We start from the raw sequence: 15,210 nt of genomic DNA, 5'->3' as shown, positions 1-15,210 counted from the left end.
CCGTCAGCCGCGCCGGTCGTAGGCGCGGCGGGCGGCCGACAGGGCCGCCCTGTTCCGCCGCGCCCAGGCCGCGAGCGCCTCCAGTGGCTCCCGGATCTCCTCGGCGAGCGGGGTGACGGCGTACTCGACCCGGGGCGGCGCGTCCGGATGGACCGTGCGGGTGACCAGACCGTTGCGTTCCAGGGCGCGCAGGTTGAGCGTCAGCATCCGCCGGCTGATGCCCTCGACCGCGCGCTCCAGCTGGGTGAAGCGACGCGGCCCGTGCCCGAGTTCGAGCAGCACCTGCGCGCTCCACTTGTCGCCGATCAGCCCGAGCACCTCCGGCAGCGGGCACTCCTCCTCGGGCGGCGCGACCTGGTCCGTAACAGCCGTGTTCCGTCGTGACAAGAAAGTGCCTCCTTCCGCCGCCCATGATCGTCCCGCACAATGACTTCCGTTACAAGAGGTAACAATCCAGGCCAGATGGCATAGGGGGAGTACAGCCGTGCCGCTCGCGTCAAGCAACGGGTACAAAATCCACTACGAGGTCCGGGGGGACGGGCCGCCGCTCGTGCTCCATCCGGGGATGTTCGGCACCGCGGCCTCGTGGGCCCGCGCGGGCTACACCGGCGTGCTGGCGCGCAGTCACAGGGTGATCGCGATCGACCCGCTCGGCATGGGCGGCAGCGACGCGCCCCGCGATCCCGCGGCGTACACGTCGCGCCGCCGGGCCGAGTACGTCGCCGCGGTCCTCGACGACGCCGGAGTCGGGCGTGCGGTGTTCTGGGGATACTCGCTGGGCGCGCTCACCGGCTATGCCGTGCTGCGGCACGCTCCGCAGCGCTGCGCCGGCCTGGTGGCGGGTTCCTACGATCCCGTGGACGGCTTCGGCTCGGCGCTCGGCCACGCGCTGCGGACCCTCGGGCTGCCCGCGGACACCGACGTGTTCGGCCTGCTCCGCCAGGGCGCCTACGCCGACCCCGAACAGGCGGCGGTGATCGACGCGGGGGACGAAGAGGCCTTCCGCGCGAACTTCGCGGCGTTCTCCCCCGAGCGCGGCTTCGACACCGTGCTGACGGCGGCCGAGGTCCCGCTGCTGCTCTACTGCGGCACCGGCGACCCCTGGCACGAGCCCATGCGCGAGGTCGCCGGGCGGGCCGGCGCCGGGTTCTTCCCGGTGCCCGGCGCCGACCACCAGGCCGGCTGGACCAGGTCCGCCGACGTGCTCCCGCACGTCCTGCGGTTCCTCAACGGCTGAGGTACTCCTCGCCGAGGGCGCGCAGTCGGGCGTGCGCGCCGCCGTACACGCCCGGGTCGCCGATGTACGCCTTGGGCAGCTTGGCCACCATCGTGTAGTTGGTGTCGCAGACGTTGCCGACCGGTGCCTCCCCGCCCTGGCTGACGAGCTGGTAGGCGTCCAGCTCGTCGAGCCCGGTGAGGGAGGACGTCCAGGTCACGAGATCGTGCTGGCTGATCCGGTAGGCGTCCTCCAGCGGCCGGGCCGAGCCCGTGGACATGATGTGGCGGTCGTCCTCCAGCCGCGGCCACGGCGTGGCGACGCCCTTGATCAGCTCGACCGCGACGACGGTGTTCATCGCCGCCTCGACGGCGGTGCCGCAGACCTCGCCGTGGCCCTGGCGGCAGTGGCCGTCGCCGACGGCGAACAGCGCGCCCGGCACGTTGACGCCGAGGTAGACGGTCACTCCCGCGCGCAGCTCCGGCGTGTCCATGTTGCCGCCGTGGGCGTCCGGGGTGATGGTCATCCGGGCCTCGGCGGCGGCCGGGGCGACGCCCACGGTCCCGTGCATGGGGTCGAGCGGCATCTCGACGGCGAAGTCGCCGCGCCGCGCCCGGTAGCGCACGGTCCGCCGCTCGGCGTCCACTTCGTACGTCCAGACGGCCTCCTCCAGCGGCGGCTGGAGCGTGGCGGTGGTGTGCGTCGAGGTCAGCGCGCCGAAGTGCGGGAACGTCGTGGAGACGGCCCAGTCGCGGGCGGGCTCGATGGAGACGAAGTGCAGGGCCAGGGTGTCGCCGGGCTCGGCCCCCTCGACGTGGAACGGGCCGGTGACGGGGTTCAGGTACGGGAACTCGCAGACCTGCGACGGCAGGTCGCCGGGACCGCGCACCCGGCCGCCGAAGCAGTCCTCGGTGTAGAGCTCCAGCACCGCGCCTGGGGCGACGGACTCGACGGCCGGGCGGCCGCCGAAGGTGTAGGACAGGTCGTCGGGACGGGGGCGGTAGGACACGACGTTCACTCGTTGGCCTCCGGGGTGACGGCGGACAGGGTGGGGCGCCGGCCCATCAGGATGGAACCGGCGAGGATCACGACGCCGATCGCCAGCCAGACGAAGCCGAGCACCTGGGCGGCGATGTTGGCGTTGATCACGACGTAGAGCAGGATCAGGAAGCCGATCGCGGGGGCCACGAGGTGCCGCCACCAGTCCCGGCTGCGGCTCCGGACGACATAGTGGACGACGACCGACACGTGCAGGGCGAGGAACGCGGTCATCGCGCCGAAGTTGACCAGCGTGCCGAGCAGTGTGATGCCGTCGTCGCGCGAGCTCATGTACAGGCCGAGGACCAGCGACACCCCCGCCACCAGGAACGTGGCGTTGACCGGCACCCGGTGCTTGGGGTGCACCTTGCCGAGGAACGCCGGGAGCTGGCGGTCGCGGGCCATCGCGAACAGCAGGCGGGAGGTGGCCGCCTGGGCGACGAGGGAGTTGGCGAAGCCCCAGGCGACCGCGGTGGCGACGGCCGTCAGCACGCTCAGCCAGTGGCCGCCGGCGTACTCCGCGGTGTCGTAGAACGCGGTGCCCGCGGCGTCGCCCTCGCTGAGCAGCGTGGCGCGGTCGGGGGTGAGCAGCGCCGCCACCCAGGTCTGCACGACGAACAGCGCGCCGGCCAGAGCGAGGGCGAAGACCATCGACCGGCCGAGACGGCGGGTCTCGACGCGGCTCTCCTCGGCGAGCATCGAGATTCCGTCGAACCCCAGGAACGACAGCACCGCGACGGACACGGCCCCGAACGCCAGCGGCCAGGAGAACGTCGAGGAGTCGAACAACGGGCTGAGGGCGTCGCCGTGGCCCTTGCCCTGCGCGAGGGCGACGATCCCGACGACGAGGAAGATCGCCAGCACGATCAGCTCGGCGATCAGCATGATCTTGTTCATCCTGGCGGTCATCTCGATGCCGAGGTAGTTGACCACCGTGTTGAGCACGATGAAGGCGATCAGCCACACCCAGATCGGCACTCCGGGCACGAACGACGTCATGGCGGCGCTCGCCACGAGGTACAGCAGGGCCGGCACCAGGACGTAGTCGAGCAGGATGACCCAGCCCGCCAGGAAGCCGACCGGGGCGGCGATGCCCCGGCCCGCGTACGTGTAGACCGAGCCCGCCATCGGGAACGCGCGGGCCATCTGGGCGTAGGAAAGGGCGGTGAACGCCATCGCGACCATGCCGATCACGTAGGCGAGCGCCACCATCCCGCCGGACGACTGGAAGACGCTGCCGAAGATGCCGAACGGCGCGATCGGCACCATGAAGATCAGGCCGTAGATGAGCAGGTCGGCGAAGCCCAGAGAGCGCCGCAACTCCTGCTGGTAGCCGAAGCGCTCGACGCCGGGCGCCTCTGGTCGAGGGGAGGACATGGATCGGCTCCTTGAAGCACGGGTCCGTGAAGCACGGGCCCTTGAAGCACGGGGGCAGAGCCGTACGATAGGGGTAATCCTTGAATTCGAAAAGGTTTCTGGTGAAAGTTTTACATCGGGCGCATCAGCGACGCGACGACCTCGAAGTCCAGCCCGTCGGCCCGGGCGAGGTACACCCGCTGACGCACCTGGCGCGCGGCCAGCGTGAGCGGGCCGCGCCCGGAGACGATCGTCGCGCCGTCGGCGACCGCCTCGACGGCCGGCACCGCCAGCGTGCCCGCCCGCCGCGCCAGGGCGGCCAGCATGAGCACGCCCTCGTAGCAGCCGTGCCCGTGCCCGTTGAGCAGCGGCGCCTCCGGGCCGAACATCGCGGTGTAGCGCTCGGCCAGGCCGAGGTTGGCGTCGGTGGCGATGCCGCCGAAGTAGCCCATCGCGGCGTACAGCCCGCCGGTCGTGTCGCCCCCGGCCGCGAGCAGGCCGTGCTCCTCCAGCGCGCCGCACAGCCGCACGCAACCGAGACCGCTCGCGGCGAAGGCCCGGTTGAAGGCGATCAGATCGCTGCCGATCAGGGTGAGCAGGACGGCGTCCGGCCGCGTCACGGCCAGCTCCTCGATCAGCCGGTCCATGAGCCCGGTCCCGGGCGGGACGAGCCGCTCCCCCACTATCGCCGCCGATCGGCCGCGCAGGTGCTCGCGGGCCGAGGCGTGCACCAGCCGCGGCCAGACGTAGTCGTTGCCGAGCAGGAACCAGCGCCTGGCCCGCCGGCGCTCGACCAGCCAGTCGATGGCCGGGCCGACCTGCAGCGCGGCCGGCTCGCCGAGGTAGTAGACGCCGGGGCGGCTGGCCCCGCCCTCGTACGGCGGGGTGTACACGAACGGCGCCGCGCCGCGCAGCGCCCGCTCCACCGCCACGCGCACGTCGCTGGCGTGGGTGCCGACCACCGCCTCGACGGCGCCGGCCCGCACCAGGCCCCCCACCTCACGAGCGACCGCCCCGGGGCCGCGGCCCCCGTCCACGAGCACGAGCTCGACCGGCCGGCCCAGGATCCCGCCGGCGGCGTTGACCTCGCGGGCGGCGAGCAGGGCGCAGTTGATCGCCCCCGGCCCGAGCAGCCCGAGCACGCCGGAGACCGGCACCACCAGCGCGACACGCAGCGTGTCCGCGCGTAGCAGATGAGCCTCGAGAGGGTCGATGACGACTGTGACAGGATCGGCCACGTGCACGAGTATCCCCTGACCGAACCGGTCACCGGCCTCGGGTCGTCGCTCGCCTACCTGCTTAGCCGGGCCGAGCGCGGCGTCAACCGCGGCCTGGCCGCCGCGCTCGCCGCCGAGGACGTGACCGTCGAGCAGTGGCGCATCCTGCAGGCGCTCGCGGACGGGCGCGGGCACTCGATGGGAGACCTGGCCGAGGCCGCGCTGATGCCCCATCCCACGCTCACCAAGGCGGTGGACCGGCTGGTGGACCGCGCGGTGGTCTACCGCGGCCACGACCCGGCCGACCGCCGCAAGGTCGCGGTCTTCCTCGCCGACCGGGGCCGCGACCTGCTCGCCCGCCTGGAGGCCGGCATCGCCGAGCACCAGCGCGCGATCCTCGCGGCGTACGGCCCGGCCCGCGCCGACCGGCTGATGCGCGACCTGGAAGCTCTCGTGCACTCCTTGACGGACTGACCATTGCTCCGCCGCCCGTCCTGACGTACGTTGACAGCCCCGGTCACCATGCCGAACCCGCGGGGGTGGTCATGAGCACGTCCGGCACGACGGAGCCCGTCAACCTGTTCGACGCGGACCTGGTGCGCGATCCGTTCGGAGGCTACGCGCGCCTGCGGGAGCAGGCCCCGATGGTGCGCGGCTCCTTCCCCGGCCTGAACTCCCCCGTCTGGCTCGTCACGCGCTACGACGACGTCAAGACCGTCCTGGGCGACCGCAGGTTCGTCAACAACCCCGCCAGCGTGCCGGGTGCGGACGTGCACAACATCCGCGAGGAGCTCATCCAGGCCCGCGGCATCCCGCGCGAGTACGCCGCCTACATCCTCGACAGCGTGCTCGACGCCGACGGCGACGACCACCTCCGGCTGCGCAGGCTGGTCTCCCGCGCCTTCACCGCCCGCCGCGTGGCGGAGCTGCGCCCCCGGGTCGAGGAGATCACCGAGGACCTGCTCGACCGGCTGCCCGGTCACGCCGTGGACGGCGCCGCCGACCTGATCGAGCATTTCGCCTACCCCCTGCCGATCACCGTCATCTGTGAGCTGGTCGGCATTCCCGAGGAGGACCGCCCGCGGTGGCGGGAGTGGGGCAAGGGCCTGGTGTCGCTCGAACCGGGGGCGGTGGCCGAGCCCCTGCGGCACATGGTGACCTACATCCGCGAGCTCATCGCCCGCCGCCGGGCCGAACCCGCCGGCGACCTGCTGACCGGCCTGATCCGCACCCACGACGAGGACGGCGACCGGCTGACCGACACCGAGCTGGTCACGATGGTCCTCACGCTCGTCCTCGCCGGGCACGAGACCACCGCCCATCTGATCGGCAACGGCACCGCCGCCCTGCTGACCCACCCGGACCAGCTCGCCGCGCTGCGGGCCGACCCCGGGCTGCTGCCGCGCGCCGTGCACGAGCTCATGCGCTGGTGCGGGCCCGTCCAGGGCACCCGGATCCGGTACGCGGCCGAGGACGTCGAGATCGGCGGCATGACCGTGCGCCGGGGCGAGCCGGTGATGGCGGTGCTGGTGTCGGCCAACTACGACCCCCGGCGCTTCGACGACCCCGACCGGCTCGACATCACCCGGGAGCCCGACGGGCACAAGGAGGTCCACGTCGGGTTCGGTCACGGCCTGCACTACTGCCTGGGCGCGGCGCTGGCCCGGCAGGAGGGCGAGGTGGCCTTCGGCGCCCTCCTGCGCCGCTATCCCCGCCTCGAACTGGCCGTCGCGCCCGGCGACCTCGACCGCCAGTTCTTCCCCGTCTCCTGGCGCCTCGCCCACCTTCCCGTACGCCTGAACGACGACGGACAATAGGCGTAAATCTAGGTAATCCTCCATCGGCCCGTGAAGGGCCTACACAACTGTGCTTTACTGCTCCTGGTGGGCGGCATCCGCGCGGCCGCCCGCGCGCGCCCCGCTCGCCCCGCACACCAGGAGATCCCCCATGCCCGACGCCCTCCGGGCCACCACGCTGGACGAGGAACTCGACGCCCGGCTCGCGGAGGACAAGCCGCCCGCCGAGGTGGTAGAACTCGTCCGCGCCGCACTCGGTGCCGCCCCGCCGCCGGAGTCGCCGGACGTCTCCGGGATCTATCTGGGGGCGGTGAGCGTCCGGGGGTTCCGCGGCGTCGGCCGCGCCGCCCGCCTGCCGCTGACCCCCGGCAACGGGCTCACACTCGTCACGGGCAGGAACGGCTCGGGGAAGTCCAGCTTCGCCGAGGCCGTCGAGATGGCGCTCACCGGTGAGAACTCCCGGTGGAGGGACCGCTCGCAGATCTGGACCGGCGGCTTCGCCAACCTCCACGCCGGGGTCTCGCCGGAGATCGAGGTCGAGCTGGCGATCGCGGGTGACAGCGAACCGAGCGTGGTCAGGCTCACCTGGACCGGTGACAGGCACGACGCCACGGCCGCGACCGTCACCCGCCCCGGCCGCCCCGAGGCGCCGCTCGCCACGCTCGGCCTGACGCGGGCCATGACGGACCACCGCCCCTTCCTGCCGTACGCAGAGCTGGGCACCGCGCTCGACAGGCCGACCGAGATCCACGACAAGATCTCCGCGATCCTCGGCCTGGGGCGGCTGGCCGACGCCTGCACGATCCTGCACGACCAGGCGCTGGCGCTCGAGAAGACCGCGCGCGCGCCGCGTCAGGCTCTCCCCGCGCTGCTCGCGCGGCTCGCCGGCGTGGCCGACCCGAGGGCCGCGACGGCGCACGCCGAGCTGAGCAGGACCGATCCCGGCCTCTCCGTCGTCGAGGCGCTCGTGGCGGGCGAGGGCGTCCCGGGCGCCGAGCACGAGCAGACGCGCCGGCTCGCCGAGCTCACCGGGCCCGCCGAGCAGGCGGTCCGGGAGGCCGCCGAGCGCCTGCGACACGCCCGCCGGGCCGCGGAGCGCTTCAGGGACTCCGCGGCCGAGGACGCCGGCCGGCGGGCCGACCTGCTCGATCTCGCCCTGTCCCACCATCGGCGGCATCCGGACGATCCCTCCTGCCCCACCTGCGGCACACCCGGCGCCCTCGGCGAGGACTGGGCGGCGCGGGCGGCCGAGGAGGTCGCCAGGCTGCGGCGGGAGGCCGCGGACGCGACGGCGGCCCGGCGGGAGGTGCGGGAGGCGGACGAGGCCGCGCGCGGGCTCGTCGCCGGCCCGCCGCCCGGCCTGCCGGAAGGAGCGGCGGAGGTCTGGCGGGCGTGGACGGCCTGCCGTACCCCGGGCGTCCTCGACCCCGGCCTCTTCGAGGCCGCCGGGCTGCGCCTGGCCGCCGAGTGCGCGGCCGTACGGGAGGAGGCCCGCCGCCGCCTGGCCGAGCTGGACGGCGACTGGCGGCGGCTCGCGCCCGAGCTGGCGGCCTGGTGCCGGGACGCCCGCGCGGGGCAGGAGGCGAAGGCGCGGCTCGCGCTGGTGAAGAAGGCCGATGCCTGGGCCCGCGACCTGCACGACACGTTGCGGGCCGAGCGGATGGCGGCACAGGGCCAGGAGGCGCGCCTCTACTGGCAGATCATGCGCGGGCACAGCAACGTGGCGCTGCGGGAGATCCGTCTGGAGGGCAGGGGCAACCAGCGCCGCGCGGAGCTGAGCGTGGCCGTGGACGACATCCCCGGCGCGGCGCTCGGCGTGATGAGCCAGGGCGAGCTGCACGCGCTGGCCCTGTCGCTGTTCCTCCCCCGCGCTCTCGCCGGCCGCAGCCCCTTCCGTTTCCTCGTCATCGACGACCCCGTCCAGTCGATGGACCCCGAGAAGGTGGACGGGCTGGCGCAGCTGCTCGACGAGGTGGCCAGGCACCGGCAGGTGGTCGTCTTCACCCACGACACGCGGCTGCCGCAGGCGATCCGGCGTCTGGGGATCGAGGCCGCCATCCTCGAGGTCCGCCGTGGGGAGCGCTCCGAGATCGACGTCGCCGTCGACCTCGACCCGGTGGAGCGCGCGCTGCGGGAGGCACGCGGGGTCGCGCTGAACCCCAGGCTCCCCCGCGACGTGGGCCAGGCGGTCCTGCCGGGGCTGTGCCGCGTGGCGTTGGAGACGGCGTTCGTGGAGGCGGCCCGGCGCCGGTTGCCGGCGGAGGGGACCGACTACGCGGAGACCGAACGCCGCATCTCCGCCGCCCGGTCGACCGGTGAGATCGCCGCCCTCGCCCTCGGCGTACGGCGCGAGGAGGTGCCGGTCCGGCTGGACCGCCGCTTCGGCGGCTGGGCGGGCGCGGTCTACCGGGCGTGCAACCAGGGCGCTCACAACCCGCAGCGCTTCTACGACATCCTGCGCGGGCACGGCGATGACCCGATCGGCAACGTCACACGGCTGGCCCGTGCGCTGCGGGAGGTTCGCTGATGTCCCGGTGCGTCGCGTTCCTCGACGACGCGGACGCCCTGCTGCGCGGCAGGGGGGACACGACATGGCCGCGCGCGGCCGCGTTCCTCATCCGGCTGGCCCTCGAGGCGTGCCTCGCCGACTACTGGCGGAGGACGGCGCCGGGCCTGGAGCGCTGCGACACGCACGTCCAGATCGTGTGCCTCAAGGGCTACGGCGATCCCGTCGCCGCCCGGCTCGCGGCGGGTTGCTGGGCCGCGTTGAGCCGCGCCTGCCACTATCACGGCTACGAGCTCAGCCCCACCGCCGCGGAGCTGCGCGGCCTGCACGGGGAGGTGCGGACGCTGGCCGGGCGCCTGGGGTGACGGTCTACAGGCCGGCCAGGATCTCGCGTACGCGCTCGGTGGCCGGGTGTGCGGCGCCGTAGAGCGCCGTGAGGTCGCCGAGCAGGCTGTCGAGCGTCCGCCGGGCCGCCTCGTGCCGTCCCGCGGCGATCTCCAGCTCGCCGACCTGCCGGCGCAGCTCCAGGGTCCGCGGGTCGTCCTCGGGCGAGGCGTGCGCCTCGCCCGCCAGCAGCTCACGCGCCAGCCGCAGGGCCGTCTCGGTGTCGCCGAGATGCAGGAAGCAGGTCGCCTCGCGCATCCCGAGCTGGAAGGCCCGGTCGTCTGCCGGGCCGAGCTGCGCGGCGAGCTGGTGGAACGCCTGCGCGGCCGCCAGATGCTCGCCGCCCTCGAAGAGCACGTCGGCGAGGTGGACGCCGAGGCTCAGCACCTCGCTGTCGTCCGCGCCGAGCACCCGGCCGGCCGGGGCGACGGCCTCGGTCAGCACGGCGGCCGCCTCCGCGTACCGGGACTCACGGACGAGCGAGTCCGCACGCTGCCGTGCGCGGCGCAGGTCGCCGCGGCTGAACCCGTCCTGCCCGCCGCGACGGTCCCCGTCCCGGGACGCGGCGGGCGTGGCCGCCGTGCCGCCCGTGCCGCCCGTGCCGCCCGTGCCGGTACGGCCGGCCGCGGCGGCGTACATCCTGGCCGGGCTCGGCGCGGGCGAGGTGAACCCCGGGAGCGGCGCGGTGTCTGTCAGGTACGGCATGAGCCGGTCGTGGACCTCCCCGGCGCTCGCGGGCCGGTCCCGCGGGTCCTTGGCCAGCATCGACAGCAGCAGGTCGTCCAGCCCGGCGGGCACGCCGTCCCGCCATCGGCCCGCGGGCGCGGCCGGCACGCTCACCTGCTGCCGCATCACGCTGAAGAGGGTCGGGCCGGTGAACAGCGCCCGCCCGGTCAGCAGTTCGTGCAGCACGCAGCCCAGCGCGTACAGGTCGCTGCGGGCGGTGGGCTCCTCCTGACGCACCTGCTCGGGCGACATGTAGGACTCGGTGCCGAGCCACTCGCCCGTCCGGGTCAGCTTCGTCAGCGCGGGGTCGTGCATGATCGCCAGCCCGAAGTCGACCACCCGGACCGAGCCGTCGCGGCGCAGCATCAGGTTGGCCGGCTTGAGATCGCGGTGCAGGATCCCCCCGGCGTGCGCGGCGTCGAGCACCGCGGCCACCTGCGCGCCGATCGACGCCACCCACCCCACGGGCAGGGCCCCGATCTCGGCGACGACGTCGTCGAGCCCGGCCCCCTCGACGTACTCCATGACGATGAACTGCCGCCGCCCGCGCAGCGGGTCGTCGTACGCCCCCATGTCGTGGACGGCGGGCGTGCCCGGGTGGCACAGCCTCGCCATGATCGTGGCCTCGTGCCGGAAACGGGCCTCCCAGTCGCGGTCGGGCACGTCACCGGGGAACCGCACGAACTTGATCGCGACCCGGCGCCCCAGTCGCTCGTCGACGGCACCCCAGACCTCGCCCATGCCGCCCCCGCCGGCCCGTGCCGGATCGAGCCTGTACCTGCCGGCGATGAGGGTCACCCGCGCCTCCCCGGGACTGTCAGATCATTCGAGTCGCAGGGTGCCATCGAACAGGCCGTCGAAGCCGGCCGCAACCAGGGTCTCGCTCATCTCCCGCGCCGACCTCATCGCGTCCTCGAACTCGAGCAGCCGGCGGAAGGCCTCGCCGTACCGGCGCTGCTCCTCGACGGCGAGCCGGGGTAGCTGCGCGCGGCGGGGATCGAAGCGCATCGAGGAGCCCAGCCTGGTCGAGGTGCCGCCGGCCGCGCGCAGGCATCCCGCGAGGAAATGCGGGTCGAGCCGCTCGGGATCGGCCCGGATGAGCAGGAGCTGGGCGCCCAGCACCGCGCCGGACCCCGTCATCACGCGCGGGACCGGGCCGCTTCCCGCGATGAGCGGCGCGACCACGTCACCGGCCTCGATCCGCACCTGGCCCGCCACGTCGGCCGTACGGCCGCTGGGCTCCCGGCCCAGCATCAGGTCCTTGGCGGTGAGCACCGGCAGGTCGCCCTCGTCGGGCATCCTGAGCGGGCCCTGCGTGATCGCCACCACACCCGCGCGGGCGAGTTCGCCGAGCGTCGTCATCGGCCGCTCCGCGCGTCCGCCGGCCACCAGCCTGGGCAGCTCCGCGTCGAGGCCGCGCAGCAGCGCCTCGGTCCGCTCCCGCACGGCGGCGTACCCCGCCGAGCCGGGCTGCTCCGGCGACACCACCCGGTGGCCGGTGGTCAGGTCCACCTCCTCGTCGAGGAGGTCGATGATCCGCACACTGCCGCTGCCCGGAGGCAGCTCGTCACCCTCGGCGAACGCCTGCCACGCCTTGCCGGCCAGGGCGAGATCCTCACCCGCGTTCACCATCAGCACGTCGGACGGCGGGCTGTCCCCCGGCGCCGGCCGGCGCAGCACCCACAGGTCGGGCGCGCCGCTGGAGGCGGGAGCGGCACCCGGAGAAAGCGTGATGACCGCCCGCAGCGCCCCCGCACGCAGCAGGTTGCCCCGGATCCGCCTGCCGGGACGCCTGGCGGCCGCGGTGCCCGGCATCATGATGACCACCAGGCCGCCGGGTTTCACATGGGACAGGCAGTGCTGCACCCAGGCCAGCTCCGACTCGCCGCGCGGCGGCAGGCCGTACTCCCACCGGGGATCGCTGGTCAGTTCCTCGTAACCCCAGCCGCGCTCGTTGAACGGCGGGTTGCAGACCACCACGTCGGCGAGTTCGCCGGGGAAGGCGTCGGCCCGCAGCGAGTCACCGGCCGTCACGACGCCCGCGACGTCCGCGAACCGCAGGCAGATCCCGGCGAGACGCGCCGCGCTCTCGTTGAGCTCCTGCCCCAGGGCGCGCGTGGCGCCGGAGGCGAGCAGCAGCGTGCCGATCCCGCAGGCGGGGTCGAGGACCGTCGCACCGGCCGTGCCGCCGAGCCTGGCCATCAGCTCGGCCACGGGACGCGGCGTGGCCAGCAGCCTGCGCGAGTGCAGCTCGACATAGCGGTCGCAGATGCCCCGGAACGCCGCGGCGGGGCCCTCGGCCTCGCCCACCTCGGCGATGGCCCTGACCAGATCGGCGTCCACGGCGACCCCGTCGGGCGGGGCCTCGGGTAGCCGCCCCAGGAGGGCGTCGTCGCCGAGGTCGCGCCAGCTGCCCGGATCCTCGCGTACGGACAGCAGCAGCGTTCCCGCGTAGGCGACGGCGTCGCCCAGCCGGATGTCGTCGGTGCTGGCCCGCAGCCGCTGCCAGAGCCGCTCGACCGGTGCGACCTCGACGTACCGGCCGTGGCGGCGCAGCCACGCCTCGATGTCCGCAAGGGAGAAGGCCGGGCTGCTCGCCGTGCCGCCGACCGGCTGCGGGAAGTCCTCGAACCGCTTGCGCCAGTTGCTCACCGCGGCCCTGCCGACGTCGGCGAGCCGCGCGATGTCGGCGGCGTTGACCGTTACGTCCTCACGACTCATCGTCGTTCCTCCGAGACCCCGCCCGCCGGAACCCCCACGCTCGTCCCGCGCCGACCATACGTATGAACCCCCCGGAATCGTCCACGCTCACCAGCATGCCAGGTTCACACCAATCTTGACGGGTGCCGCCAGCTCAGCCAATCGGTCCCCTACCCTAGCGGAGGGCCGGGTCACTGGCCCAGATTCGGACGGTTCTATTTGTTTAGCCGATTCACACGGCGGCCACTCCTTGTCCTTGTTACGCTGCCATGTCCGGAAACGCCCCAAGCGGCAAGCGGAAGGATCGGCTCATGGCACCGACGCAGCTCTACCAGGCGGTTCTGCGGGATCCCGGCCGGCCGATCTGGGTGCGGTTGCACCGGGTCTTCTCCGCCTGGGCGCAGACCAAGGGCTTCCCCTCGCCGGACGCGGGGAGGCCGCGGGCCGAGCACGAACACGCGGGCGCACGCCTGGTGATGGAGCGGCGCGACGGATGCGGGCGGTACGTCCTCGAGGAACCCGTGGACGGCGGACGGCTGCGCACCAGGGCGGTCTTCCTCGACGGCGCTCCCGGCTGGGTTCAGGTCACGGTCGAGCAGGAGGGGGACGCGCGCCGCGACGCCCGGGCCCCCGGCTTCGTCCCCGCCTATCTGCGGACGGCGCGCATCACCGACGGCGGGATCCATCTGGTGGACCGGGCGGAGGTGCTGACGGAGGACGAGGTGCACCGCTTCCTCCGGGTCCTGACCGAGCCCCGGCGCCGGGTTCCCGTGGTGGTGGTGTCGCCCGGCCACAACGGCGAGAACACCGCCCGGGCCGAACGGCTGGCGGAGGCGACGGCCGGGGCGGGAGTGGTCGTCCGGCTCGCGGACAGGCGCACCGAGAACCTCTTCAACCGTCTTATGGGGGACGAACTGGGCGTGTACGGCGGGGCGATCCGCACCTACGCCGCCCCCTTCGACCCGGCGACCGAGCGCAGCCCCTACCGGCATCCGCCGATGCGGCCCGCGAAGTTACGGGAGGAGGGCGCGCTCGAGACGATCGCCGACGGCGTGATCGGCCGTGCGTCCGCGGCCGACCAGCCCCCCGAGGTCCGCCGGTCCCTGCCCGTCGTGCTGCGGGTTCTCGCGGGCCGTGCGGAGGTCGCGGCGCTGGACGGGGCGATGACGCCGCCTCCCGCGCCCGTGGACCCGGCACGGGAGGAGCTGCGGCGGAAAATGATGGCGCTGACCGTCCGCCCGGCGCCCCCGATGCCTGCGACGTCCCTTGGGCCTCCTGCGGCACCGCCGGTCTCGGCCGAGCCCGGACCGGCGCCCGCGCCCGCGCCCTCGTCCTCGCACTCGCCCTCGCCCGCGCCCTCGTCCTCGCACTCGCCCTCGCCGGAGCCGGTCGCCGTGCTCGACGGGTCGCCGAACCCCGATGTCGCGCACCGGGTGGCCGAGATGGTCGTCAAGGCCATGCGCCAGGAACTCGACACCGCGCTCGGCCTGGCCGCCGGCGCCGACACCAGCCGCGACGTGCTGCGGGAGGTCCGCACCCTGGGCCTGCACCTGGCCGGGCTGCGCGAACTGGTCGTCCCCGCCGCGCCCGCCGGGAGCGAGGACGACCTGCGCGTCGCGCACGAGTTGCTGCGGGAGGAGTACGCCGAGGTCGTCACCGCCGCCCGCGTGTTGCAGGAACGGGTCCGATGGCTGGAGCGCACCCTCGCCGAGTCGGGTCATCCCGTCTACGGCGTCGCGACGCCCGGCGAAGCCTTCACGCCCGCGAGCCTCGCCGAGACCCTGGTCGAGGCCCGATCCCGGCTCGCCCACCTCGTCATCGGCCAGACCGACGCCGCCGCGGTCCGGCTCGACCACGCCGACCCGGTGCTCAGCCGTACGTGGGCGGCCAAGGCGTGGGACGCGCTGCTCGCTCTGGACGACTTCGCCCGCGCACGCTCCTCCGGCTTGTTCGCCGGCGGCTTCTACGACTGGTGCGCGGACGGCTCCGGCGGCCGGCGCGTGATCCCGCCCGGGATGCTCGCCATGCGCGAGTCCGCGTCGGTCACCAACAGCGCCAAGTTCACCCAGCCGCGCACCTTCCCCGTCCCGGCCGAGGTCCATCCCAGCGGGAAGATCGTCATGGAGGCCCACGTCAAGCTGCGCGCCGTGGGCTACCCGGCACCCCGGATGTACTTCCACGACGACTCGGGCGGCGTGACCGGCAAGATCTACGTCGGCTACCTCGGCGATCATCTCCCGAACACCCGGACCAACTGAGTAACGCCGACAT

12 protein-coding genes are annotated in these 15,210 nt (G+C 73.9%); 6 read left to right on the top strand and 6 right to left on the bottom strand.

What is annotated here, in order from left to right:
• Positions 1 to 3 precede the first annotated feature (3 nt).
• Entirely contained in the window at positions 4 to 387 is a 384-nt protein-coding gene (locus AAH991_RS23565; protein ID WP_346228068.1) for a winged helix-turn-helix transcriptional regulator, read from the bottom strand.
• Between the two features lie 97 nt (positions 388 to 484).
• Between AAH991_RS23565 and AAH991_RS23560 the strand changes: the two genes are divergently transcribed.
• Positions 485 to 1,237 (top strand): alpha/beta fold hydrolase, encoded by a 753-nt coding sequence (locus AAH991_RS23560; RefSeq protein WP_346228067.1) that lies wholly within the window; start codon positions 485 to 487, stop codon positions 1,235 to 1,237.
• On the opposite strand, the gene AAH991_RS23555 is transcribed toward AAH991_RS23560, so the two are convergent.
• From AAH991_RS23555 to AAH991_RS23545, 3 genes are all read right to left on the bottom strand, one after another.
• Positions 1,227 to 2,234 (bottom strand): acetamidase/formamidase family protein, encoded by a 1,008-nt coding sequence (locus AAH991_RS23555; RefSeq protein WP_346228066.1) that lies wholly within the window; start codon positions 2,232 to 2,234, stop codon positions 1,227 to 1,229. The genes AAH991_RS23560 and AAH991_RS23555 overlap by 11 nt on opposite strands.
• Positions 2,231 to 3,631, bottom strand: a complete 1,401-nt coding sequence (locus AAH991_RS23550; RefSeq protein ID WP_346228065.1) for an APC family permease — start codon at positions 3,629 to 3,631, stop codon at positions 2,231 to 2,233. The genes AAH991_RS23555 and AAH991_RS23550 overlap by 4 nt, the downstream gene beginning before the upstream one ends.
• Positions 3,632 to 3,741: 110 nt before the next feature.
• Positions 3,742 to 4,848, bottom strand: coding sequence for a substrate-binding domain-containing protein (locus tag AAH991_RS23545; protein WP_346228064.1), 1,107 nt, complete (start codon positions 4,846 to 4,848; stop codon positions 3,742 to 3,744).
• Between AAH991_RS23545 and AAH991_RS23540 the strand changes: the two genes are divergently transcribed.
• The 4 genes from AAH991_RS23540 to AAH991_RS23525 all read left to right on the top strand — a co-directional run bounded on the left by AAH991_RS23540 (position 4,849) and on the right by AAH991_RS23525 (position 9,494).
• The gene (locus tag AAH991_RS23540; RefSeq protein ID WP_346228063.1) at positions 4,849 to 5,301 is read left to right on the top strand and encodes a MarR family winged helix-turn-helix transcriptional regulator; all 453 of its coding nucleotides are present in this window, start codon (positions 4,849 to 4,851) and stop codon (positions 5,299 to 5,301) included.
• 71 nt (positions 5,302 to 5,372) lie between these two features.
• Entirely contained in the window at positions 5,373 to 6,644 is a 1,272-nt protein-coding gene (locus tag AAH991_RS23535) for a cytochrome P450 family protein (protein WP_346228062.1), read from the top strand.
• A 130-nt stretch (positions 6,645 to 6,774) separates the two neighbouring features.
• Positions 6,775 to 9,150 (top strand): AAA family ATPase, encoded by a 2,376-nt coding sequence (locus tag AAH991_RS23530; protein WP_346228061.1) that lies wholly within the window; start codon positions 6,775 to 6,777, stop codon positions 9,148 to 9,150.
• A complete protein-coding gene (locus AAH991_RS23525; protein WP_346228060.1) occupies positions 9,150 to 9,494 on the top strand; it encodes a hypothetical protein in 345 nt (114 codons plus the stop codon). Before AAH991_RS23530 ends, AAH991_RS23525 begins: the two co-directional genes overlap by 1 nt.
• Positions 9,495 to 9,498: 4 nt before the next feature.
• Here the strand turns inward: AAH991_RS23525 and AAH991_RS23520 are convergent, their stop codons facing one another.
• Both AAH991_RS23520 and AAH991_RS23515 read right to left on the bottom strand, forming a co-directional pair.
• A complete protein-coding gene (locus AAH991_RS23520; protein ID WP_346228059.1) occupies positions 9,499 to 11,037 on the bottom strand; it encodes a serine/threonine-protein kinase in 1,539 nt (512 codons plus the stop codon).
• A gap of 24 nt (positions 11,038 to 11,061) precedes the next feature.
• Positions 11,062 to 12,960: an N-6 DNA methylase gene (locus tag AAH991_RS23515; RefSeq protein ID WP_346228058.1), complete on the bottom strand. Its 1,899-nt coding sequence runs from the start codon at positions 12,958 to 12,960 to the stop codon at positions 11,062 to 11,064.
• Between the two features lie 290 nt (positions 12,961 to 13,250).
• Here AAH991_RS23515 and AAH991_RS23510 point away from each other — a divergent pair, with 290 nt between their 5' ends.
• On the top strand, positions 13,251 to 15,197 hold the full coding sequence (locus AAH991_RS23510) for a hypothetical protein (protein WP_346228057.1): 1,947 nt from the start codon (positions 13,251 to 13,253) through the stop codon (positions 15,195 to 15,197).
• Positions 15,198 to 15,210: the final 13 nt, after the last annotated feature.

Source organism: Microbispora sp. ZYX-F-249, assembly GCF_039649665.1.
GTDB classification, from domain to species: Bacteria; Actinomycetota; Actinomycetes; order Streptosporangiales; family Streptosporangiaceae; genus Microbispora; species Microbispora maris.
The sequence above is the reverse complement of the archived record's forward strand: the minus strand, read 5'-3'. Positions and strand labels throughout refer to the sequence as shown.